This window comes from Streptomyces sp. SID9727, assembly GCF_010550605.1.
In the GTDB taxonomy this organism is placed as follows: Bacteria; Actinomycetota; Actinomycetes; order Streptomycetales; family Streptomycetaceae; genus Streptomyces.
In genome coordinates, this window is record NZ_JAAGNI010000173.1 from 1 (window position 1) to 20,138 (window position 20,138).

The 20,138-nt window shown below is 72.1% G+C and carries 16 protein-coding genes, 1 other RNA gene and 2 pseudogenes; 9 read left to right on the forward strand and 10 right to left on the reverse strand.

Annotated elements, in window-relative coordinates:
• Both G3I41_RS11740 and G3I41_RS11745 read right to left on the reverse strand, forming a co-directional pair.
• On the reverse strand, positions 1–944 hold a 944-nt coding region (locus tag G3I41_RS11740), incomplete at its 3' end, for a glycosyltransferase (RefSeq protein ID WP_164400149.1).
• The gene (locus G3I41_RS11745) at positions 941–1,765 is read right to left on the reverse strand and encodes a MerR family transcriptional regulator (RefSeq protein ID WP_164400150.1); all 825 of its coding nucleotides are present in this window, start codon (positions 1,763–1,765) and stop codon (positions 941–943) included. The genes G3I41_RS11745 and G3I41_RS11740, both read right to left, overlap by 4 nt.
• Positions 1,766–1,871: 106 nt before the next feature.
• On the opposite strand from G3I41_RS11745, the pseudogene G3I41_RS11750 reads away from it, so the two are divergent.
• Positions 1,872–2,055 (forward strand): annotated as a pseudogene (locus G3I41_RS11750) (arginine deiminase family protein); the annotation flags it as partial.
• 55 nt (positions 2,056–2,110) lie between these two features.
• Here the strand turns inward: G3I41_RS11750 and G3I41_RS11755 are convergent.
• Positions 2,111–2,671: pseudogene (locus G3I41_RS11755) on the reverse strand (lytic polysaccharide monooxygenase); the annotation flags it as partial.
• A gap of 313 nt (positions 2,672–2,984) precedes the next feature.
• Between G3I41_RS11755 and G3I41_RS11760 the strand changes: the two are divergent.
• From G3I41_RS11760 to G3I41_RS11790, 6 genes are all read left to right on the forward strand, one after another.
• On the forward strand, positions 2,985–4,670 hold the full coding sequence (locus G3I41_RS11760; RefSeq protein WP_164400151.1) for a glycosyl hydrolase family 18 protein: 1,686 nt from the start codon (positions 2,985–2,987) through the stop codon (positions 4,668–4,670).
• A 185-nt stretch (positions 4,671–4,855) separates the two neighbouring features.
• On the forward strand, positions 4,856–5,101 hold the full coding sequence (locus G3I41_RS11770; protein ID WP_203600796.1) for a hypothetical protein: 246 nt from the start codon (positions 4,856–4,858) through the stop codon (positions 5,099–5,101).
• A gap of 304 nt (positions 5,102–5,405) precedes the next feature.
• Entirely contained in the window at positions 5,406–9,530 is a 4,125-nt protein-coding gene (locus G3I41_RS11775) for a SpoIIE family protein phosphatase (protein WP_164400160.1), read from the forward strand.
• Positions 9,530–9,811 (forward strand): STAS domain-containing protein, encoded by a 282-nt coding sequence (locus tag G3I41_RS11780; RefSeq protein WP_164400152.1) that lies wholly within the window; start codon positions 9,530–9,532, stop codon positions 9,809–9,811. The genes G3I41_RS11775 and G3I41_RS11780 overlap by 1 nt, the downstream gene beginning before the upstream one ends.
• 302 nt (positions 9,812–10,113) lie before the next feature.
• On the forward strand, positions 10,114–10,524 hold the full coding sequence (locus tag G3I41_RS11785; protein ID WP_164400153.1) for an STAS domain-containing protein: 411 nt from the start codon (positions 10,114–10,116) through the stop codon (positions 10,522–10,524).
• The gene (locus G3I41_RS11790) at positions 10,521–12,737 is read left to right on the forward strand and encodes a SpoIIE family protein phosphatase (protein ID WP_239081590.1); all 2,217 of its coding nucleotides are present in this window, start codon (positions 10,521–10,523) and stop codon (positions 12,735–12,737) included. The genes G3I41_RS11785 and G3I41_RS11790 overlap by 4 nt, the downstream gene beginning before the upstream one ends.
• A 145-nt stretch (positions 12,738–12,882) precedes the next feature.
• Here G3I41_RS11790 and rnpB read toward each other — a convergent pair.
• From rnpB to G3I41_RS11810, 4 genes are all read right to left on the reverse strand, one after another.
• Positions 12,883–13,284: RNase P RNA component class A (gene rnpB / locus G3I41_RS11795), an RNA gene on the reverse strand.
• 40 nt (positions 13,285–13,324) lie between these two features.
• Positions 13,325–13,894: a Uma2 family endonuclease gene (locus G3I41_RS11800; protein WP_164400154.1), complete on the reverse strand. Its 570-nt coding sequence runs from the start codon at positions 13,892–13,894 to the stop codon at positions 13,325–13,327.
• 116 nt (positions 13,895–14,010) lie between these two features.
• On the reverse strand, positions 14,011–14,520 hold the full coding sequence (locus G3I41_RS11805) for a TetR/AcrR family transcriptional regulator (RefSeq protein WP_164400155.1): 510 nt from the start codon (positions 14,518–14,520) through the stop codon (positions 14,011–14,013).
• Positions 14,521–14,584: 64 nt separating this feature from the next.
• Positions 14,585–16,000 (reverse strand): RNB domain-containing ribonuclease, encoded by a 1,416-nt coding sequence (locus G3I41_RS11810; protein WP_164400162.1) that lies wholly within the window; start codon positions 15,998–16,000, stop codon positions 14,585–14,587.
• A gap of 180 nt (positions 16,001–16,180) precedes the next feature.
• On the opposite strand from G3I41_RS11810, the gene yaaA reads away from it, so the two are divergent.
• The gene (gene yaaA, locus G3I41_RS11815; RefSeq protein ID WP_164400156.1) at positions 16,181–16,981 is read left to right on the forward strand and encodes a peroxide stress protein YaaA; all 801 of its coding nucleotides are present in this window, start codon (positions 16,181–16,183) and stop codon (positions 16,979–16,981) included.
• A gap of 63 nt (positions 16,982–17,044) precedes the next feature.
• The gene (gene eda, locus G3I41_RS11820; protein ID WP_164400157.1) at positions 17,045–17,668 is read left to right on the forward strand and encodes a bifunctional 4-hydroxy-2-oxoglutarate aldolase/2-dehydro-3-deoxy-phosphogluconate aldolase; all 624 of its coding nucleotides are present in this window, start codon (positions 17,045–17,047) and stop codon (positions 17,666–17,668) included.
• A 192-nt stretch (positions 17,669–17,860) separates the two neighbouring features.
• On the opposite strand, the gene G3I41_RS11825 is transcribed toward eda, so the two are convergent.
• From G3I41_RS11825 to G3I41_RS11835, 3 genes are all read right to left on the reverse strand, one after another.
• On the reverse strand, positions 17,861–19,048 hold the full coding sequence (locus G3I41_RS11825) for a bifunctional RNase H/acid phosphatase (protein WP_164400158.1): 1,188 nt from the start codon (positions 19,046–19,048) through the stop codon (positions 17,861–17,863).
• Entirely contained in the window at positions 19,048–19,791 is a 744-nt protein-coding gene (locus tag G3I41_RS11830) for a C4-type zinc ribbon domain-containing protein (protein WP_203600794.1), read from the reverse strand. The genes G3I41_RS11825 and G3I41_RS11830 overlap by 1 nt, the downstream gene beginning before the upstream one ends.
• Positions 19,788–20,138 (reverse strand): Nif3-like dinuclear metal center hexameric protein (locus G3I41_RS11835; RefSeq protein WP_203600783.1); only part of this gene is annotated, 351 nt, incomplete at its 5' end. The genes G3I41_RS11835 and G3I41_RS11830, both read right to left, overlap by 4 nt.

Genomic DNA, 20,138 nt, shown 5'->3' on the forward strand with positions numbered 1-20,138 from the left:
GTGCCGGCCCCCGCGTGGTGGACCACGGCGGCCAGGCGCGGGAACAGCAGGGCGTGCGGGACGTCCCCGACGGTGAGGACGTCGTCGCCCTCGGCGGCGAGCCCGGCGCTGCCGGACTGGAGGATGCCGCGCAGCCTGGCGCGGCGCAGGGCCCGCACGGCGAGCTCGCCGAGCCGGTCCCCCTCGCCGGCCGCCATGCTGCCGAAGCCGACGAGAACGGGCGGAGGCCCGGCGCTCAGGAAGTCCGCCAGCGCGGAGGGCAGTTGCTCGTCCGGGTCGTGGTGGGGCCACCAGTTGCCGACGACGTGCAGGCCGGGGCGCCAGTCGGCGGGCCGGGGCACCAGGGCGGTGCTGAAACCGTGCAGGACGGGCCAGTCGGCGCGCTCCCGGCGGCGGCGCGTGTCGGAGGGCTTGGCCGGGGGCAGCCCGAGCCGTTCGCGGAGCGCGGTCACCGCCGGGGCGTACAGCCGGTCGGTCATGCGCAGCGCGAAGCGCCCGGCCAGGCGGTTGCCGGGGCGGCCCAGGGAGCGGGTGCCCGTGACGACGGGCGGGAAGTCGCCGGTCGGCGCGGTGGGCTGGAGGTACACGCCGATGCCCGGGGTGCCCGTGGCCTCGGTGAGGTGCCAGCCGAGGGGGGCGGTCGTGGTCGAGAGCAGCAGCAGATCCGTGCCGCCGGTCATCGCGTCGGCGAACCCCTGGCCCAGGTCCGTGATGAACGCGGCGGCGGCCCGCATGAGTTCCCGCCTGTCGCCGCTCCCGCCGCCGCCCTGCGCCGGGTTGCCCGGCAGGGCGCGGAAATCCAGTCCGGCGGCGCGGACCAGGGGCGCGAAGCTGTCCGTGGTGGCGAGGGCGACGTCGTGGCCGGCGGCGCGGAGTGCGGCGCCCAGGCCCGTGTAGGGGGCGACGTCACCGCGCGATCCGGCTGCGGCGATCAGTATCCTCATCGGTTCTCCTCGATCTCATCGGTCTCCCCGGCCCATCGGCCCTCCCCGCCGTCCGTGCGGCGGGCCGCGTTGGCGTGCACGGCCTTGCACAGATAGGCGGCCAGGCCGGGGCGCTGCCGGGACGGCGGTACGACCAGGGCGAAGGCGCGCGGATCGGCCGCGAAGTCGTCCGCGATACGCCGGTGCATGTCGGGCGGGCAGGCGGTGAACCAGCGGGAGATGTGCAGCCGGTGCTCCTCTGCGAGGTCCATGACCCGGTCACCGTCGCTCGGCTCGCCGTCGTCGAAGGCCGCCAGCAGCTCGGCGCGCCAGGCCGTGGCCTCGCCCATGAGCTGCCGCCAGTCCTCCTTGGTGTGCGCGGCGGCCCGGGCCATCGACTCGCGCTGCCCCGGCGAGTCCGCCCACTTGAGCGCCGCCTCGGTGGCGTAGCTCAGGTCGGCGGTGATCTCGCCGAACACCTCGAAGCGCTCCCGGGGGGTCAGCGGGACCCCGGTCCGCTGCACTTCGATCGCCCGCTGGGCCACCTCGGAGAGCCGCCGCAGCCTGGCGATCTCCGCCTCCAACTGCTCCTGCCGGGCCCGCAGGTGATCCAGGGCGTCGGCCTGCGGGTTCCTGAAGATCTCGGCGATCTCGTCCAGCGGGAAGCCCAGTTCGCGGTAGAAGAGGATCTGCTGGAGCCGGACCAGGTCCTCCTCGCCGTAGAGCCGGTAGCCGGCCCGGCTGCGCGCGCTGGGCGAGAGCAGCCCCGCCTTGTCGTAGTGGTGCAGCGTGCGCACCGTCACTCCGGCGAAGGCCGCCACCTGCCCGACGGAATACGTCATCCACCCGCCCCTTCCTCGCAACCGATCATCGAGCCTGACGTAAGGGGAAGGTCAAGCCGCGCCCCGATCCGGGCACACCGGCCCGGCAGCGGGGCACACGAGTACCAGAAGGTGGGGCCAGGCCACGTGCGAGGGCGGCGACATCACTGCCGGTCGGCAACGGCGACGTCCTCATGGGCAGGAGCGAGCGCACCTCGCGCCAGGCCGTCACCCAGGTCGCCGCCGCCCTCTTCGAGCGGGGCGCGGCGGAACACGTCGTCGTCGCGGGCATGCCGGAGCTGCGGGCGGCGGCCCGGCGGGGGGGGCCGTCGAGGTGTCGCTCCCCCCGCCGGGCCGGTCGTGCGGTCAGGCGCAGGCCCCGAGGTCCTCCCAGACGCCCCAGTCACCGGTGGTGCCGGGCTTGTCGCCCTGGACCCACCACTTCGCGCGCCAGGTGTGCCCGTCGTACGAGACGGTGTCGCCCCCGGAGTAGACGGCCTCGGTGCTCCACAGCGGCACGGAACAGGCGCCCGGCTCGCCGGTCCCGCCGTCGCCGTCACCGCCGCCGGGGGTGCCGCCGTTGTCGCCGCCACCGGTGCCGGTGCCGCCGATGTTGACGTCGACGCACGCGTAGAAGGCGTTGGCCGTGTCGGCGACGTTCCAGACGGCGAGCACCTTCTGGCGGCCGGTGAAGCTGCCGAAGTCCACCTCCTGGCTCACGTCGGCGGGCGGCTGCGCGTGGTTGCCGGCGAACTCGGCGATCTTCTGGTCGCCGATGAAGTACTGCCAGTTCTCGGTGGCGTGGCGGGCCGTGTGGTGCCAGGTGAAGGTGAACTTCCGGCCGACCGGGGTGACCTGCCAGCCCTTGGCGTCGTCGTCCAGCTCGGCGAACGCCGCGTTGCCTCCACTGCAGCTCTTGAGCCCCTGCAGGACTAGACCTTAATGGCGAAGGAGACCCGGTCAAGGGGGTGAGCCAGGTCGGTTCGCGCCTCCACTTTTCAGTGTCGAGTGGTTCGCTACCGAAGCTCTCGCGGCGTCACTTTTAAGTGATCCTTAAGCCGCTGGTCACCGGCACCGACCGGTCGCCGCACGGCGCGACGACGCAGCCCAGGCACCTCACACACCATCAAATTGGTCTAGTCCTAATCTCGTTGGAATCGTTGACGCGCAGGTCACGGGCCGGTTATCACTGCTCCAGCCCATCCACAGCTCCACCCGCTCCCCCCGCTGGAGGCCGCACGTGCACCCCCGTAAGACATTGATCGCCGCGCTCCTGAGCACGGCCCTCGCCACCGGCGGCCTCGCCGCGACCGTAGGCATCGGCTCCGCGCAGGCGGCCGACGCTCCGGCTTCCGCTTCGTCGGGCGGCGTGCGCATCGCGTACTACGACCAGTGGAGCGTCTACGGCAACGCCTTCTACCCGAAGCAGCTCGACACCCGGGGCATCGCGGGCAAACTGGACATCATCAACTACTCCTTCGGCAACATCCACCCGACCGACCTCACGTGCTTCGAGGCCAACAAGGCGGCGGGCGACGACAACAACCCCAACGCGGGTGACGGTGCGGGCGACTCGTACGCCGACTACCAGAAGTCCTTCAGCGCGGCGGACAGCGTCGACGGCGTCGCCGACACGTGGAACCAGCCGATCGTCGGCGTCTTCAACCAGTTCAAGGAACTGAAGGCGAAGTATCCCCACCTGAAGATCAACATCTCGCTGGGCGGCTGGACGTACTCCAAGTACTTCAGCGACGCGGCGAAGACGGACGCGAGCCGCAAGAAGCTGGTCTCGTCCTGCATCGACCAGTACATCAAGGGCAACCTGCCCGTGGAGGGCGGCTTCGGCGGCCCCGGCACGGCGGCCGGCATCTTCGACGGCATCGACATCGACTGGGAGTACCCCGCCTCGGCGGGCGGCCACCTGGGCAACCACTACGCCCCCGAGGACAAGCGGAACTTCACTCTGCTGCTGGCCGAGTTCCGTAAGCAGCTCGACGCGTACGGCGCCGCCAACGGCGGCAGGAAGTACCTGCTGACCGCGGCCTTCGGGGCCGGTCAGGACAAGATCGCGAACATCGAGACCGACAAGATCGGCCAGTACCTCGACTACGCGAACCTGATGACGTACGACATGCACGGCGCCTGGGACGGCGACGGGCCGACGTACCACCAGTCCCCGCTCTACTCGGGCTCCGACGACCCGTCCGACCCGGTCGCGCCCGGCACCGAGAAGTACTCGATCGACAACGCGGTCGACTCCTGGCTCGACGGCAAGCCGGCCTACGGGATCGCGGGCGGCTTCCCCGCGAACAAGCTGACCCTGGGCTACGAGCTCTACTACCGCGGCTGGAAGGGCGTCCCGGAGGGGACCACCCACGGCCTGACCCAGTCCGCGACCGGCGGCTCCTCCCCCCGCCCGCTGAGCCAGCAGGCCGGCATCGCGCACTACAAGGAGCTCGGCGGCATCGTCGACAACCCGGCGACCACCTACTGGGACGACAAGGCCAAGGCGTCCTACTTCTACAAGGACGGCGAGTTCTTCACGGGCCTGGACCAGAAGTCCATCCAGGCCAGGGCCGACTACGCCAAGCAGCGCGGTCTGGGCGGCGCGATGATGTACTCCCTCCTCGGCCTGGACGAGAAGACGACCCTGCTGAACCAGATCAACACCGCGCTCGGCGGCACCACCACCGAGCCCACCACCCCGCCGACCACCGACCCGACCACCCCGCCCACCACCGGCCCCACGGACCCGCCCGCCGGCGGCTGCGGCTCGGCCCCGGCGTACGTGGCCGGAACGGTCTACAACACGGGCAACGTGGTCTCGTACAACGGCCACACGTACAAGGCCCAGTGGTGGACCCAGAACGAGGCCCCCGGCACCACTGGTGAATGGGGCGTCTGGAAGGACCAGGGCGCCTGCTGAACAGCCCCGCCCGACGCGAGCCCCCCGCCGGTCACCGGCGGGGGGCTCGCCCGTGGTCCGGGGCACCCGTCGTCCGGATCAGGCCGGATCAGGCCGGATCGAGGAAGCGGTCTCGCAGGAAGTCCGGCAGCTCCCGGTTGAAGCGTTCCGGCTGCTCGACGCCCGGGAGGTGCCCCGCGCCCTCGATGACGCGCAGCACGGAGTGCGGCGAGCTCGGCGCGGCCTCACCGGCGGTGCTCGCCGAAGTCCGGGAGCACGGGAAAGCCTTCAGGGCCCAGATCGCCGCCCGGGTCGATGCCACCGGCGCACCCGTGGCCGACCCCGTCTTCCTGCCGACCGAGGGCGCGATCGTGACGGCGGGCATCACCGGCGACCCGGCCCCGGCCGGGCATGCCCGGTCGGCCGCCGCGGCCCTGCTCGGGACGGGCTGAGCCGGGAAACGCCACGAGTGGCGGCAGACGAGTCGGGCCGTACGCCGGGGTCCGCGCCCCTTCAGGGCCGGGCCGCACCCCCTCAACGCGGTCGTTCTATCCTACGGAGCACGCCGGTGGGTCTTCGAGCGGCGTGAACGTGCTCGACGATTTCTGCGGGGTACCGGGTCCGGGGCGTTTCCTCTTCTGCGACACCATGAAGCGGTCTCGGGCGGTGCTTCGTACGTAAGGGGCTGAAGCAAGTGGAAGGGTGTCTGCTGTGACGCGCTCGGAGGACGGTGGACTCGCCATCCCGTCGGCGGCCATGGACGAAGTGTTCACCGCTGACAGGAAGATCGGCCAGGAACTGGCCCGAGTCGACTGGTCGGCGACGCCGCTGGGAGAACCGCAGGACTGGCCACAGAGCCTGCGGACGGCCGTGAGCATCCTGCTCTCGTCGAAGTTCGCCATGTGGATGGCCTGGGGGCCCGAGCTGACGTTCTTCTGCAACGAGGCATACCGCCGGGACACGCTGGGCCAGAAGTACCCCTGGGCGCTGGGCCGGCCCTCCAGCGTGGTGTGGTCGGAGATCTGGGACGACATCGGTCCGCGCATCGACACCGTCCTCACCAGTGGCGAGGCGACCTGGGACGAAGGGCTGCTGCTGTTCCTGGAGCGCTCCGGTTACCTCGAGGAGAGCTACCACACCTTCTCCTACAGTCCTCTGCGCGATGACGACGGCGCCGTGGTGGGCATGCTGTGTGTGGTCAGCGAGGACACGGAGCGGGTCATCGGCGAGCGCCGGATGACGACTCTGCGCGACCTGGGTTCGGATCCCAGCGTGGTGCGTACCGAGCTGGAGATGCTCGACTTCGTCGCCGAGCAGCTCAGCCACAACGCGTACGACCTCCCCTTCACGCTGACCTATCTCTTCCAGGAGGACGGCAGCGCCCGTCTCGCCTCGGCCACCGGACCGGTGTCCGCACATCCGGCGGCTGCGGAGATCCTTCCCGCGGGCTCCCCTTCGTCATGGCCGGCCGATGCCGCGGCCCGCGGCGAGTCCTCGCTGGTGTCCCTCGACGCCGAGCCGCTCACCGGCCTGCCCCCCGGGGCGTGGGAGGAGTCGCCCGCCCACGCCCTTGTCGTTCCCCTGCTCCAGCAGGGCGGAGACCCGTACGGGTTCATGGTGGCGGGCCTGAACCGTTACCGCGCGCTGGACGAGGGCTACCGGGGCTTCGTCGAGCTGGTCGCCGGCCACGTGGCCAACGGGGTCGCCAGCGCCCGCAGCTACCAGGCGCAGCAGCGCCGCGCCGAGGAGCTCGCGGAACTGGACCGGGCCAAGACCACGTTCTTCTCCAACATCAGCCACGAGTTCCGCACCCCTTTGACCCTGATCATGGGACCGGTCCAGGAACTGCGGCAGCAGCTCTCCGACACGGAGCCGCGCGTGCGCGAGGAACTGGAGGCCATCCACCGCAACGGGCTGCGGCTGGGCAAGCTCGTCAACATGCTCCTGGATTTCTCCCGCATTGAGGCGGGCCGGATGCAGGCGAGCTACGAACCGGTCGACCTGGCCACGGTGACCGGTGCGCTGGCGAGTGTCTTCCGCTCCGCCGTCGAGCACGCCGGCCTGGACTTCCGCGTCGAGTGCGAGCCCCTGCCCGAGGAGGTGTACGTCGACCGCGGCATGTGGGAGAAGGTGATCCTCAACCTGCTGAGCAACGCGCTGAAGTTCACCTTCGACGGCTCGATCCGCGTACGTGTGGGCGTCGAGGACGGCGAGGCCGTGGTGACGGTCGCGGACACCGGGATCGGAGTGGCGGCCGAGGAGATGCCGCGGCTGTTCGAACGGTTCCACCGCATCGAGAACGCCCGCTCCCGCTCCAACGAGGGCAGCGGGATCGGCCTGGCCCTGGTGAAGGAACTGGTCAGCCTGCACGGCGGTTCCATCACCGCCTCCTCCACCCAGGGGGAGGGCACCCACTTCACCATCCGGCTGCCCTTCGGTTCCGCCCACCTGCCCGCCGAGGCCGTGCGGACGAAGACGGGCGCCGACGCCTTCCCCGCCACCGCCGACCCGTTCGTACAGGAAGCCCTGCGCTGGCTGCCGGTCGAGCAGGCCGGCGTGGCGGCCGGTGAACCGCAGAGCGTGTCCCCTGCCGACGACGAGACGCAGGCGAGCCGTCTGCCGGCCCCGGCGCGCGTTCTGATCGCCGACGACAACGCCGACATGCGCGAGTACCTGACCCGGCTCCTGCACGGCGCCGGTTACCAGGTCCACGCGGTCAACGACGGACAGCAGGCACTCGACACCATCCGGGCCGACGTTCCCGACCTCGTGGTCAGCGACGTCATGATGCCCCGGATGAACGGCCTGGACCTGGTCAGCGCGTTGCGCGCGAACCAGAGCACCGCCTCGGTGCCGGTGATCCTCCTGTCCGCCCGCGCCGGGCAGGAGGCATCCATCGAGGGCCTGCGCGCAGGCGCGGACGACTACCTCGTCAAGCCGTTCGCCGCGGCGGAACTCCTCGCCCGGGTCGAGGCCAACGTGAAGCTGGCCCGGCTGCGCAACCACCACGCCCGTTGGCGCACCGCCCTGATCGACTCGCTCCAGGAAGCCTTCTTCGTCTGCGACGAGGACGGCGCGGTCATCGAGATCAACTCCTCTTTCACCACCATCCTCGGCTACGGCCCCGAAGACCTGCCCTACCAGCCGATCCACCCCTGGTGGCCGGAGGCGGCCACCGACCCTGAGGCCCACCGTCAAGTCGCCGAGGCCTTCGCCACACTGACCGGCCAGGAGCGCGGCAGCTACACCATCCCCGTCACTCATCGCGACGGGCACCGCCTGTGGGTGACGGCCACGTTCAACCAGGTCCAGGATCCCGACACCGACCGCACCGTGATCGTCGGAACCTTCCGCGACGTGAGCGCCGAGCACTTCGCCATCCAGCGCGAAACCGCGCTGGCCGCCCTGAGTACACGTCTGTCCCAGGCACTCAGCCTGCCCGACGCCATTGAAGGCTCCCTGGAGGAACTGAAGAAGCTGTGGCGTGCCCGGCACGTTGCGGCCGTGCTCTTCGGCTCCGGCGACGAGCCCGCCCTCACCTGTACCGAAACCTCCGTCACCTGGCGGGAGCTGCCCGCCGAGCGCCGGCAGGTGCTCACCGACCTGCGTGAACAGCCGGCGCTCACCGCCTTTCCGGGCCAGGGCGAGGCCAACGTCGTCCTGGAACACCCGGAAGGCGCCCTGGTGTTGTGGATCGACCTGGGCGAACAGCGCCCCTTCACCGGCGAGGACCAGCTCCTGCTGTCCCTCCTGGCCGGCCACATCGCCCAGGGCCTGGTCCGCGCACACCAGATCGACCAGCAGCGCGAGACCGCCATCGCGCTGCAGCGCGCCATTCTCGGCCCCTCCAGTCTGCCCGACGGCTTCGCCGTGCGGTACGAGCCGGCCACCCGGCCCCTGGAGGTCGGCGGCGACTGGTACGACACCATCGCTCTTCCCGACGGCCGCACCGGCATCGTCGTCGGCGACTGTGTCGGCCGCGGTCTGGAAGCCGCCAGCGTCATGGGCCAGCTGCGCAGCGCCTGCCGCGCTCTGCTGTTGCAGAACGCCGGCCCGTCCCAGGCGCTCATGGCCCTGGACCAGTTCGCCGCCGGTGTCCCCGGCGCGGTGTGCACCACTGTCTTCTGCGGGGTCCTCGATACCGAAACCGGTCAGCTCACCTACTCCAGCGCCGGGCATCCGCCCGGCATCCTCGTCCAGCCCGACGGCACCGTCCGGCTTCTGGAGGACGGGCGCTCGCTGCCGCTGGCCGTCCGTCCCGGTAGCCCGCGCCCCGAGGGAAGCTGCACCATCTCGGCCCGGTCCACCCTGCTGCTGTACACCGACGGGCTCGTCGAACGTCGCCGCCGGCCCCTCAGCGTGGGCATCGACCAGGCGGGCGAGGCACTCCAGGCCGGCCGGGACACCGCGGTCGACGACCTCGCCACCGACGTCATGGCGCACTTGGCTCCCGCAGGCGGCTACGACGACGACGTCGCCCTGCTGCTCTACCGGCACCCGGCCCCGCTGGAGATGTCCTTCCCCGCGGAATCGGGACAACTCGCTCCCGTCCGCAAGGCCCTGCGCGGCTGGCTCGACCAGTGCGACCTGCCGCCGGGCACCGTGCAGAACGTCCTCGTGGCAGCGGGCGAAGCCTGCGCCAATGCCATCGAACACGGCCACCGCGACGCTCCCGGCGACACCGTCTACTTCCGTGCCGAGGCATCCGTCGGCAACCTGCGCCTGACCATCGCGGACACCGGGCGGTGGAAGGTGCCGCAGCCCGAGCTCAACGCACACCGCGGCCGAGGCATGGGGCTGATGCGGGCCCTGATGCAGCAGGTCACTGTCACTCAAAGCCCGACCGGGACCATCGTCGACATGCACACGAGGATCGCCTGATGACTACGCCCTTGACCCTCACTCCCGGCCGGCGGCCGGATGGAACGGCCATGCTGACCGTGGTCGGCGAGATCGACATGAGCAACACGGAGAGTCTGGCTGCCGCGCTCGCCAGCGCACCGGGCCCCCTGGTCCTGGACCTGACCGACTGCGAATACCTCGACAGCGCCGGCCTGAGCATCTTGTTCCCCCACGCCGACCGCCTCGAACTCATCGCGGGCCCTCTCCTGGCTCCGGTCCTGGCCATCTCCGGCCTGACCGGCCTCACCACGCGCCACTGAGGACTTCCCTCGGGCGGCGGCCCGTTCGCCTCACGACACGGCCGTTCCGTCGTGGGGCGGACGGGCTCCCCACGCCACCGGAACAGGCCGAGCCGCATGGCGGCCAAGGCGCCTCATGAGGTGAGTTGCAGCCTCAAGCGAACAAAGGCGGGTCATTCGCCCGTTTTCGTCTTGTTTGATGGGTGTGTGGGCTGATGAAATCACCCGAGTCGCATGGAAGTCGACCCAGTCCGCATACCACTCGGCGGAGGGCGCCTTTTATCCTGGGTGGCATCGAGAATCCTAGGCGGAGGAAGCCGAGTATGTTCACGGTAGACGTCAGGCGGGACACGCGGGGAGTGGTATTCGCTCTGCACGGGGATCTCGACTTCCACAGCGTGGTGCAGCTGTACGAGGCCGAGGAGAGCGAACTGACCGGGGAGCAGGAAGCAGGGGCGGTCGTGGTCGACTGCGCCCGCCTCACGTACTGCGACTCCACCGGCATCAGCGCACTGCTGAAGCTGCACAACCAACTGTCCGCGCGGGGCAGGGTTCTGTGCCTGGCGGCGGTGCCCGCCTTCCTCGACCGCCTCTTCATGCTGACCGGACTGAACCAGGTCTTCTGCCTGAACACCGATACCGAAGACGCCCTGAACACGCCCCGGGGCGCTGTCGGCACTGTCGCGGCCGGCGCCGACGCCGCGGCATGGACCGTTGGGGAGCACGACGGATGACGGGCGTGCCGGACCAGCGGGCGTACCCGTCCGCCCAGGCACCTGCGGTACGTACCACTCCCTCGGGCACGGACCATGACCTGCGGGCACTGTTCGGGCGGTCCATGGCGGTCTTCGCCTCCATGGCGGGCCCGGCCCACATGCTGGAGACGGCGAACCCGGCCTTCTTCGCCGCGATCGGCGGGCTTGAACGCACCCGCACCGGCGTGCCGCTGGGACAGCTGATGCCGGAGCTCGCCGAACAGGGTTTCATCACCCTGCTGGACAGGGTCTACCGCACGGCCGAGACCTACACCGGCCGGGACGCCCGCGTAGTCCTGGGCGAAGGCGCGAACGCCCGTGAGGCATTCTTCGACTTCACCTACGAGCCCCGTCTGGACGTCGGCGGCAACGTCATCGGCGTACGCATGATCGGAGTGGAAACCACCCAGGTCAAACACGCGCAGCGGCTGACGGCCGAGCACCGCGCGCTACTGGAGCAGATCGCCCGCCAGGCGCCTCTCTCCGAAGTGCTCGAAGGCATGGCCCGCACGATCGAGGACCTGACGCCCGAGGAAGTGCTGGTGTCCGTCCTGCTCGCGGACTCCGACGGCCGTCATCTGCGCCACGGCGCCGCACCGAGTCTGCCCGACTTCTACAACCGGGCGATCGACGGCATCGCCACGGGCGAGGGCGTGGGCTCCTGCGGCACTGCCGCACACCGCCGCCGGCCCGTGCTCGTCACCGACATCGCCACCGACCCCTTCTGGGACGATTACCGCGACCTTGCCGAGAGGGCCGGTCTGGCCGCCTGCTGGTCCACCCCGATCCTGGCGGGCGACGGGTCACTGCTGGGCACCTTCGCGATGTACCACCGTGTCCCCCGCTCGCCGCAGGAGGCCGACCTCGCGGTCGCCCAGATGTTCGCCGACACCGCCGCCCTCGCCATCGAGCGCTACCAGGCCGAACAGGCGTACTGGGCTGCCGAGGTCCGCGAGAAGGCAGCCCGCGACGACCTGGCCTTCCTCCTGAACGCCAGCACCACCTTGAGCGCCGACCTCGATGCCGTGCACACGCTCAGACGCCTGGCCGACGCCTGCACCCCGCGCCTGGCACCCCTGTGCGCGATCGACGTCATCGAGGGCGGCCGGGTGCACCGCGTGGCAACCACCGCCGTCACCCGGACCCAGCAGGACCTGCTCGCCGCCCACACCCCCGTCCACGACGCCGACGACCCCATCAGCCGTGTCCTGGCCTCCGGGGTGACCGAGGTCGCCCGTCGCGCCCCCACCGGCTCCGCCCCCTGGCAGGACCTCGGCGTCACCGGCTACTTGTGCGTCCCGCTCCTCGACCGCGGCAACGCCTTCGGCACGGTGACGCTGCTGTCCACCGGCGGACACGTCTTCGACGGGCACACCATCGCACTGGCCGAGGAGCTCGTCGCCCGTGCTGCCCTGGCTGCGCGCAACGCCCGGCAGTACACCCACCGCGCCGCTCTCGCCCGCGACCTGCAGGCCGGGCTCCTCCTGCCCGACCTGCCCCGCGTTCCCGGGGCGGAAGTGGCCACCTACTACCACCCGGCCGGCGAAGGGCTCGACATCGGCGGTGACTTCTACGACGTCTTCCCCCTGGAGGGAGACCGGTGGGCGTTCATGCTCGGCGACGTGTGCGGGCGCGGCGCCATCGCCGCCACCACCACCGCCCTGGTCCGCCACACCGCCCGCGCCGTCGCCCCCCTCGTCCCCGGCCCCGAGGCCGTCGTCAAAGCGGTCAACCAGGCCCTGATCAACCGGCCCGCCGGACACGGCACCGGCTTCGTCACCCTCGTCTACGGAGAGCTCACCCCCACCCCCACGGGCCTGGACATCGAGCTCGTCCGCGCCGGCCACACCCTCCCCCTCCACCTGGACACCCACCACACCGTCCGCGCCGTCGACGCGCCCGGAACCCTGCTGGGCATCGGTTCCGAGCTCCACCTCGAGCCTCGCAGCCTGCACCTGCAGCCGCACGAGAGCCTGATGCTCTACACCGACGGCATCACCGAAGCACGCCGGCACGACGACGAACTCTTCGGCGACGAACGCCTCGCCGATGCCTTGACGAGCACACCGGACAGGCCCACCCCGCAGCAGCTGATCAACGCCGTCACCCAGGCCGCGTCCGCTTTCACCGCCGACCACGGCATCGACGACGACCGGGCCATCCTCGTCCTCACCGCCACCGAACCCGGCTGAGGATCACGGACGGCCTGACGACTCGAACGCGGCAAAGCCCCCCTCACGAGGGATTCGCTGCCTGACGCAGCAAGCCCATGAACGCACGGAAAGGGCCTCCGACGCAGGTCGGAGGCCCTTTCGCAGGTATAGCCGCAGGTGGCGGCAGACGAGTCGGGCTGTACGCCGGGTTCTGTCGCCCGGTCGCCTCGCGGCGGCCGGGGAGACGGCCATCCATCTAGGACCGGCATTGCTGCCGGCCTCGTGCGGTCTACCCGCGAACTCGGGCGGGCAGCCCTCAAGCGTTCGCGCAGGGCCGCCTCGCGACGGCCCCTCTTGACCTTGCTCCGGGTGGGGTTTACCTAGCCGCCTGGGTCGCCCCAGGCGCTGGTGGTCTCTTACACCACCGTTTCACCCTTACCCGGGACCGGAGTCCCGGGCGGTCTGTTTTCTGTGGCACTGTCCCGCGGGTCACCCCGGGTGGCCGTTAGCCATCACCCTGCCCTGTGGAGCCCGGACGTTCCTCGGGAGGATCCGGAGATCCTCACGCGGCCGTCCGCCCGGCTCGTCTGCCGTGGGGCTCATGTTACCCGGCCGGGAGGGGTGGCTCAGAGGAAGTCCTCCGTCTTCAGCTCCAGGTCGAAGGGGGACGGCAGGCGGATCGGCTTCCCGAAGGGCACGGTGCAGTGCTGGCGGTAGTCGTCGCCCTCCGGGGCGCTGAACAGCGTGACCGAGGACTCCTCCCGGTCCACCAGCAGATACAGCGGGATCGGACCCCGCGCGTAACAGTGCCGCTTGGCCTCCCGGTCGGCGGCCGGCTTGGACGCCGTGACCTCCACGACGAGCGCCACCCCCTCGCACGGCATCCACGGGTCCGCGCCCCGGTAGAGCCGGAGTGCCGTCGGGGCGAACGTGCCATCGGGGATGGCGTGGTTCTTCGGACAGGCTCCGCCGCTTCTCAGCTTCAGGCCCTTGTTTCCGGAGAAGTCCATATCGGTCGTCGCGTGCCTGACGACCTGCTTCAAGATCACACTGATGCAGTCCTCATGATCCCCGTCCGGCGGCGGTGTCACGACGATCTCCCCCTCGATCAGCTCCGCCCGGAAGCCCTCCGGCGTATCCAGCGCCAGGAAGCCCTCAAGCAGGACGTCGGCCTGCGAGAGCGGTTCGTGCGGCATGGCACACATGTCACGCCCCTTCCTCGGTCGTTCGCCAGAGTGGGCCATCGCGGAACCAGCCGTCCGTGAGATGGGAGTGTTTTCCCCCGATCGTGGCACAGGACCGCGTCATGGCGTCAGAGGCGGCCCGATGCCAGCGCGGTGACGCCCGCCGTCCACGCCGTGGTGACGGCCTCCGGGGTGGGGAAGCGGTTGTTCAGTTCCATCATGACCATGCCGTGGGCGAAGGCCCAGGCCGCGCGGGCCAGGGGCTCGTCCGGGGCCAAGGCGCGGAAGAGCGGGGCGGCGGCCCGGTCCTCCAGGTCGTGGGGGTGGGGGCGGGACGTGGTGAGGCGGTAGAGATGGGGGTGGGCCAGGGCGTGGGCGCGGTAGGCGGAGGCCAGGGCCGGGAAGGAGCCCGGGGCGGCCGTCTCCGCCGCTTCCAGGGCCTCGGCGGTCTCCGCCAGCATCGCGTCGGCCAGCGCGTCCACCACCGAGGACTTGTCCGGGAAGTGCTTGTAGAGGGACGGGGCCGTGATGCCCAGCAGGCCCGCGAGCCGGCGCATGGTCAGCGCCTCCGGGCCCTCCTGCTCCAGGAGCGTGCGGGCGGCGGCCAGGATCTGGTGCTGGCGGGCGCGGTCGGTCACGCCGGTCCTTCCGTCGTACGGGCGCGGGGCGCGGGGGCCGAACTCGCGATCGTACGAGACGCCGTCAGGCCGGGACGAACAGGGCCTTCGCCGTGCCCGGGGCGGCCTGGGCGAGCCGGACCCGCAGGCGCTCGCCCAGGGGGAGGGGCGCGGTGCCCTCGACGCGGGCGACGATCGCCGGGGCGTCGATGTGGACGGTCCCGATGGCCGGTTCGTTCTCCTTCACGTCCACCACGTATCCGTCGAAGACCTCGCCCACCTTGTCCTTGAGCAGCGCCGCCTCGACCAGGTCCACGGACTCCCGCTCCGCCGTGTTGGCGCGCCGCGTGCCCTCCGCCATCTCCTCGGGCAGCGCGGGCAGGGCGGCGAGCACCCACTCGGGCGGCTCCCGGTCCTCGCAGGCCGCGACGCACAGCTCGGAGGCGTAGCGGTCCACGAGGCGGCGCAGCGGCGCCGTGCAGTGCGTGTAGAGGTCCGCCACCGCCGCGTGCACGGCCGGGTCCGGCAGGTCGCCGTCGAAAACCGTGTAGCCCGCGCCGCGCAGCAGCGTCGTGCACTCCTGCAGGAACGCCGCGTGGTCGGCGCGGACGGGGTCGAGCGAGCGGACGACCTGGGCGTACGGGACGTGGTGCGGCCAGTCGATGTGCAGGGCCTCGGCGCTGCGGCGCAGCCGGGCCACCGCGCCGTCGGGCGCGACCGGCAGCGTACGCAGGATGCCGGTACCGCTCTCCGCCATCAGGTGGGCCGCCGCCATGCCGGTGAGCAGGGAGACCTGGGCGTTCCAGCCGTCGGCGGGGAGCGGCGCGCGGTACCCCAGGCCGTACGTGCCGTCGTGCTCGGTGATCTCCTGCTCGGGCACGTTGAGCGAGATGCCGCCCCGGGCCACCTCCTGTTCCTCGCGGAGGGTGCCGATGTCCCGGAGCAGCGCGAGGGGTTCCTCCGCGGTGCCCGCGTCGATCCGCCGCTGGACGCCCGCGTAGTCCAGCTTGGCGCGGCTGCGTACGAGTGCCCTGCGCACCCGGGTCGCGACCGCCGCGCCCTCCGGGTCCAGGTCGATCTCCCACAGGACCGCGGGGCGGACCCGGCCGGGCAGCAGGCTGGCGGCGTCCTCGGACAGGACCTCCGGGTGGAGCGGCACCCTGCCGTCCGGGAAGTAGAGCGTCGTCACCCGGCGGTGCGCCTCGGCGTCGAGCGCCCCGCCGGGGCGCACGAAGGCGGCCACGTCCGCGATGGCGTAGTGCACGCGGTAGCCGTGGGCGCGGCGTTCCAGGTGCATCGCCTGGTCGAGGTCCATGGACGCGGGCGGGTCGATGGTGAGGAACGGGATGTCCGTCGCGTCCGCGTGCCCGGCGAGCTCCGGGCTCCGCGCCGCGTCCGCCGCCTCGGCGAGCACGTCGGGCGGGAAGTCGTCGGGGAGCGACAGCTCGGTGCGGAGGCCGTGCAGGGCCGCCCGCAGCGGGGTCTCGGCTGCGCCGGTCATGTGCAGGTGGCGGCGGGGCATGGTCCCGAGCGTAGGGCGGAGCGCGGGCCACGGCATTCCGGACGGAGGGCTCCGCGCCCCTACGGTGCTCCCCTTCCGTCCCCGTACGCTGACCTGGGGCGTCCGTGCGGTCCGCACACCGCCGGCGCCTCTTCCCCGTACGTACGAAGGAGAACCGCCGTGCTCGTGCTGTTGCCGCCCTCCGAAGGAAAGGCCGCCTCGGGGCGCGGGGCACCCCTGAAGCCCGAGTCGTTGTCGCTGCCCGGTCTCGCGGGGGCGCGGGCCGAGGTGCTGGACGCGCTCGTGGAGCTGTGCGCGGCCGACGAGGAGAAGGCGCGGGAGGTGCTGGGGCTCAGCGAGGGGCTGCGGGGCGAGGTCGCGAAGAACGCGGAGCTGCGGACGGCGGGGACGCGTCCGGCCGGGGAGCTGTACACGGGTGTGCTGTACGACGCCCTCGGTCTGGACTCGCTCGACCCGGCCGCTCGCCGCCTCGCCGGGAAGTCGCTGCTGGTGTTCTCGGGGCTGTGGGGCGCCGTGCGGGTGGGTGACCGCATTCCGCCGTACCGCTGCTCGATGGGCGTGAAGCTGCCGGGGCCCGGCGCCCTCGGGGCGTTCTGGCGGGCGCCGATGGCGGAGGTGATGCCGGAGGCGGCGGGTGACGGGCTCGTGCTGGACCTGCGCTCGTCCGCGTACACGGCGGCGTGGCGGCCGAAGGGGGCGGTCGCGGAGCGCACGGCGAGCGTGCGGGTGCTGCAGTCGCAGATCGTGGACGGGGTGGAGAAGCGGTCCGTGGTCAGCCACTTCAACAAGGCCACCAAGGGCCGCATGGTGCGGGATCTGCTGCGCGCGGGGGCGCGGCCGGCCGGCCCGGCCGAGCTGGTGACCGCTCTGCGGGATCTCGGGTACACCGTCGAGGCCGAGGCGCCCGCCCGGCCGGGTCGCCCGTGGCAGCTCGACGTGGTCGTGACGGAGATCCACTGACCGCACGTTGCACCCTGCACAACGCTCGTTGCGTCATGTGGCGCACACGGGCAGGATGGGGGCATGACCTCCTCCTCCGTGCTGGACCTCGCCCCCGTCGTGCCCGTCGTCGTCCTGGAGGACGCGGCCGACGCGGTGCCGCTCGCCCGGGCCCTCGTCGCGGGCGGGCTTCCGGCGATCGAGGTGACCCTGCGCACCGCCGCCGCCCTGGACGCGATCCGGGCCATCGCGGCGGAGGTCCCGGACGCGGTCGTCGGGGCGGGCACGGTGATCTCGGCGCGCAACGTCGCCGACACCGTGGCGGCGGGGGCCCGGTTCCTGGTGAGCCCCGGCTGGACCGACGCGCTGCTGGACGCGATGAAGGGGTCCGGGCTGCCGTTCCTGCCGGGCGTCTCGACCACCTCCGAGGTGGTCGCGCTGCTGGAGCGCGGGGTGACCGAGATGAAGTTCTTCCCGGCCGAGGCGGCGGGCGGCACGGCCTATCTGAAGGCCCTCTCCGCCCCGCTCCCCCAGGCCCGGTTCTGCCCGACGGGCGGGATCTCGGCCGCCTCCGCCCCCTCGTACCTGGCGCTGCCCAACGTCGGCTGCGTGGGCGGGAGCTGGATGGTTCCCGGGGACGCGGTCGCGGCCCGGGACTGGGCGCGCGTGGAGCGGCTGGCCGCCGAGGCGGCGGCGCTGAGGGGATGAGCGGGGCGGCGGGGAAACCCGTCGCACATCACCGCGCATGCTCCCCGGTATTCGGGGCACGACCCTTGTAGGGGACGTAGCCCGCATGCCGGGTGACCCGGGTTCCGGCCGGTAATCCCCCGACCCGCCGGAACCGCCTCGGCCCCACCGGCCTTCCCCCCGCCGGTGGGGCCGAGTGCTGTCCCGGTGCCTTCAGCGCAGGTGGGACGTGTCGTTCAACAGGCGTACGGAGGCGTTGCCGTCGGCGTAGTACGCGACGGCCGAGACCGACGCCGCCGACAGCTCCATCCGGAACAGCGCCTCGGGGGGTGCTCCCAGGGCCAGCCGGACCAGGGTCTTGATCGGGGTGACGTGCGTGACGACGAGGACCGTGCGGCCCGCGTAACGCGTGACGAGGCGGTCCCGGGTGGCCGCCACGCGGCGGGCGACCTCCGCGAAGCTCTCGCCGCCGCCCGTGGGGGCGGCGTCCGGGGAGGCGAGCCAGGCGTCCAGGTCGTCCCCGTACCGTTCCCCGACCTCGCCGAACGTGAGCCCTTCCCAGGCCCCGAAGTCCGTCTCGCGCAGCCCGTCCTCGACCCGGACCTCCAGGCCCAGCCGGGCCGCGACCACCCCGGCCGTCTCGCGGCAGCGGCGCAGCGGTGAGCTGACGACCTCCTGCACGGTGGAGCGCGTCGCGAACGCCGTGGCAGCGCGCTCGGCCTGCTCCAGGCCCGCCGGGGAGAGCGCGGGGTCGGTGCCACCGCTGCCGGAGAACCGCTTCTGCGGGGTGAGGGCCGTCTCGCCGTGCCGCAGCAGGACGAGGGTGGCGGGGGCGCCCAGGTCGGGCGCCGAACCCCAGCCCACCTGGGGGGTGACGGGATCGGAGGGGGGCGGGCCCGCCGCGGCCTCCGGGGAGCGGGGGGTGTCCAGGGCGGCCGTGGACGCCGAGGGCTCCCACCGGTCGCCGCGCCGGCCCGCGTCCATCGCCTCGTTGGCCAGCCGGTCGGCGTGCCTGTTGCGCTCGCGCGGGATCCACTCGTACGTGATGTCCGCGCCGGGCAGGACCGCCGCCGCCTCGGCCGCGAGCGGCTTCATGTCCGGGTGCTTGATCTTCCAGCGGCCCGACATCTGCTCCACGACCAGCTTGGAGTCCATCCGGACGCTCACCCGGACCCCGGTGCCCACCGGGCCGTCCGCGAGCAGCGCGCCCACCGCGCGGAGTCCGGCGACGAGACCCTTGTACTCGGCGACGTTGTTGGTCGCGACGCCGATGTACTCGGCGGTCTCGGCCAGCGTCTCACCGGTGTCCGGGTCGATCACGACCGCGCCGTAGCCGGCGGGGCCCGGGTTGCCCCGGGAGCCGCCGTCGGCCTCGACCACGAACCGGCGCGGCAGGCTCACTACAGGCCCGAGTCGGCGGTGCGGACCAGGATGCGGCGGCAGTTCTCGCAGCGCAGCACCGTGTCGGGGGACGCGGCCTTCACGTCGTTGATCTCGGTGATGTTGAGCTCCAGGCGGCAGCCCTCGCAGCGGCGCTGGTAGAGGCGGGCGGCGCCCACCCCGCCCTGCTGGGCGCGGAGCTTGTCGTACAGCTTCAGCAGGTCGGCGGGGACCGAACCGGCGACGACCTCGCGCTCCTTGGTCACCGTGGCGGCCTCGGTGTCGAGCTCCTGGGTCGCGGCGTCGCGGCGGGCGGTGGCGTCGTCCACCTTGGCCTGCACGGCGGCGACCCGGTCGGTCAGCTCGGCGACCCGCTCCTGCGCGGACTCCCGGCGCTCCATGACCTCCAAGACGATGTCCTCCAGGTCGCCCTGGCGCTTGGCGAGCGAGGCGATCTCGCGCTGGAGGCTCTCCAGGTCCTTCGGCGAGGTGACCGCGCCGGAGTCCAGGCGCTGCTGGTCGCGGGCGGCGCGCTGGCGGACCTGGTCGACGTCCTGCTCGGCCTTGGTCTGCTCGCGGGCGGTGTCGCTCTCCTCGGTGGTCGAGGCGACGAGCAGGTCGCGGAGCTGGGCGAGGTCGGCCGTCAGCGACTCGATCTCGGCGTGCTCGGGCAGGGACGTGCGGCGGTGCGCGAGCTGGGAGAGGCGCTGGTCGAGCGCCTGGACGTCGAGAAGTCGGATCTGGTCGGCGGGCGCGGCGTTCAGTTGGGGGCTCCAGAAGAGTGGTGGGCGGTCCAGGGGTCGGTGACCTGCTTCGAGACGTGGACCCTCAGGTCCCATCCGAGGCGGTCGGAAATCGCTTCGAGCTGTGCGGCGGCCTGCTCGCACCACGGCCACTCGGTGGCCCAGTGTGCGGCATCGACCAGGCCGAGCGGCGAGTGCTGGGTGGCCTCGGAGGCCGGGTGGTGGCGCAGGTCGGCGGTGAGGAAGGCGTCCACGCCGGCCGCGCGCACCGCGTCGAAGAGGCCGTCGCCCGATCCGCCGCTCACCGCGACGGTGCGCACGAGCGCGTCCGGGTCGCCGGCCAGGCGGACGCCCTGCGCGGTGGCGGG

Coding starts and splice junctions, on each gene's coding strand:
- G3I41_RS11800 (WP_164400154.1), bottom strand. CDS start 13,894: ATGCCGCACGAACCGCTCTCGCAGGCCGACGTCCTGCTTGAGGGCTTC.
- G3I41_RS11790 (WP_239081590.1), top strand. CDS start 10,521: ATGACGGGCGTGCCGGACCAGCGGGCGTACCCGTCCGCCCAGGCACCT.
- G3I41_RS11770 (WP_203600796.1), top strand. CDS start 4,856: ATGACGCGCAGCACGGAGTGCGGCGAGCTCGGCGCGGCCTCACCGGCG.
- G3I41_RS11745 (WP_164400150.1), bottom strand. CDS start 1,765: ATGACGTATTCCGTCGGGCAGGTGGCGGCCTTCGCCGGAGTGACGGTG.
- G3I41_RS11785 (WP_164400153.1), top strand. CDS start 10,114: ATGTTCACGGTAGACGTCAGGCGGGACACGCGGGGAGTGGTATTCGCT.
- G3I41_RS11810 (WP_164400162.1), bottom strand. CDS start 16,000: ATGACCGGCGCAGCCGAGACCCCGCTGCGGGCGGCCCTGCACGGCCTC.
- eda (WP_164400157.1), top strand. CDS start 17,045: ATGACCTCCTCCTCCGTGCTGGACCTCGCCCCCGTCGTGCCCGTCGTC.
- G3I41_RS11775 (WP_164400160.1), top strand. CDS start 5,406: ATGGACGAAGTGTTCACCGCTGACAGGAAGATCGGCCAGGAACTGGCC.
- G3I41_RS11780 (WP_164400152.1), top strand. CDS start 9,530: ATGACTACGCCCTTGACCCTCACTCCCGGCCGGCGGCCGGATGGAACG.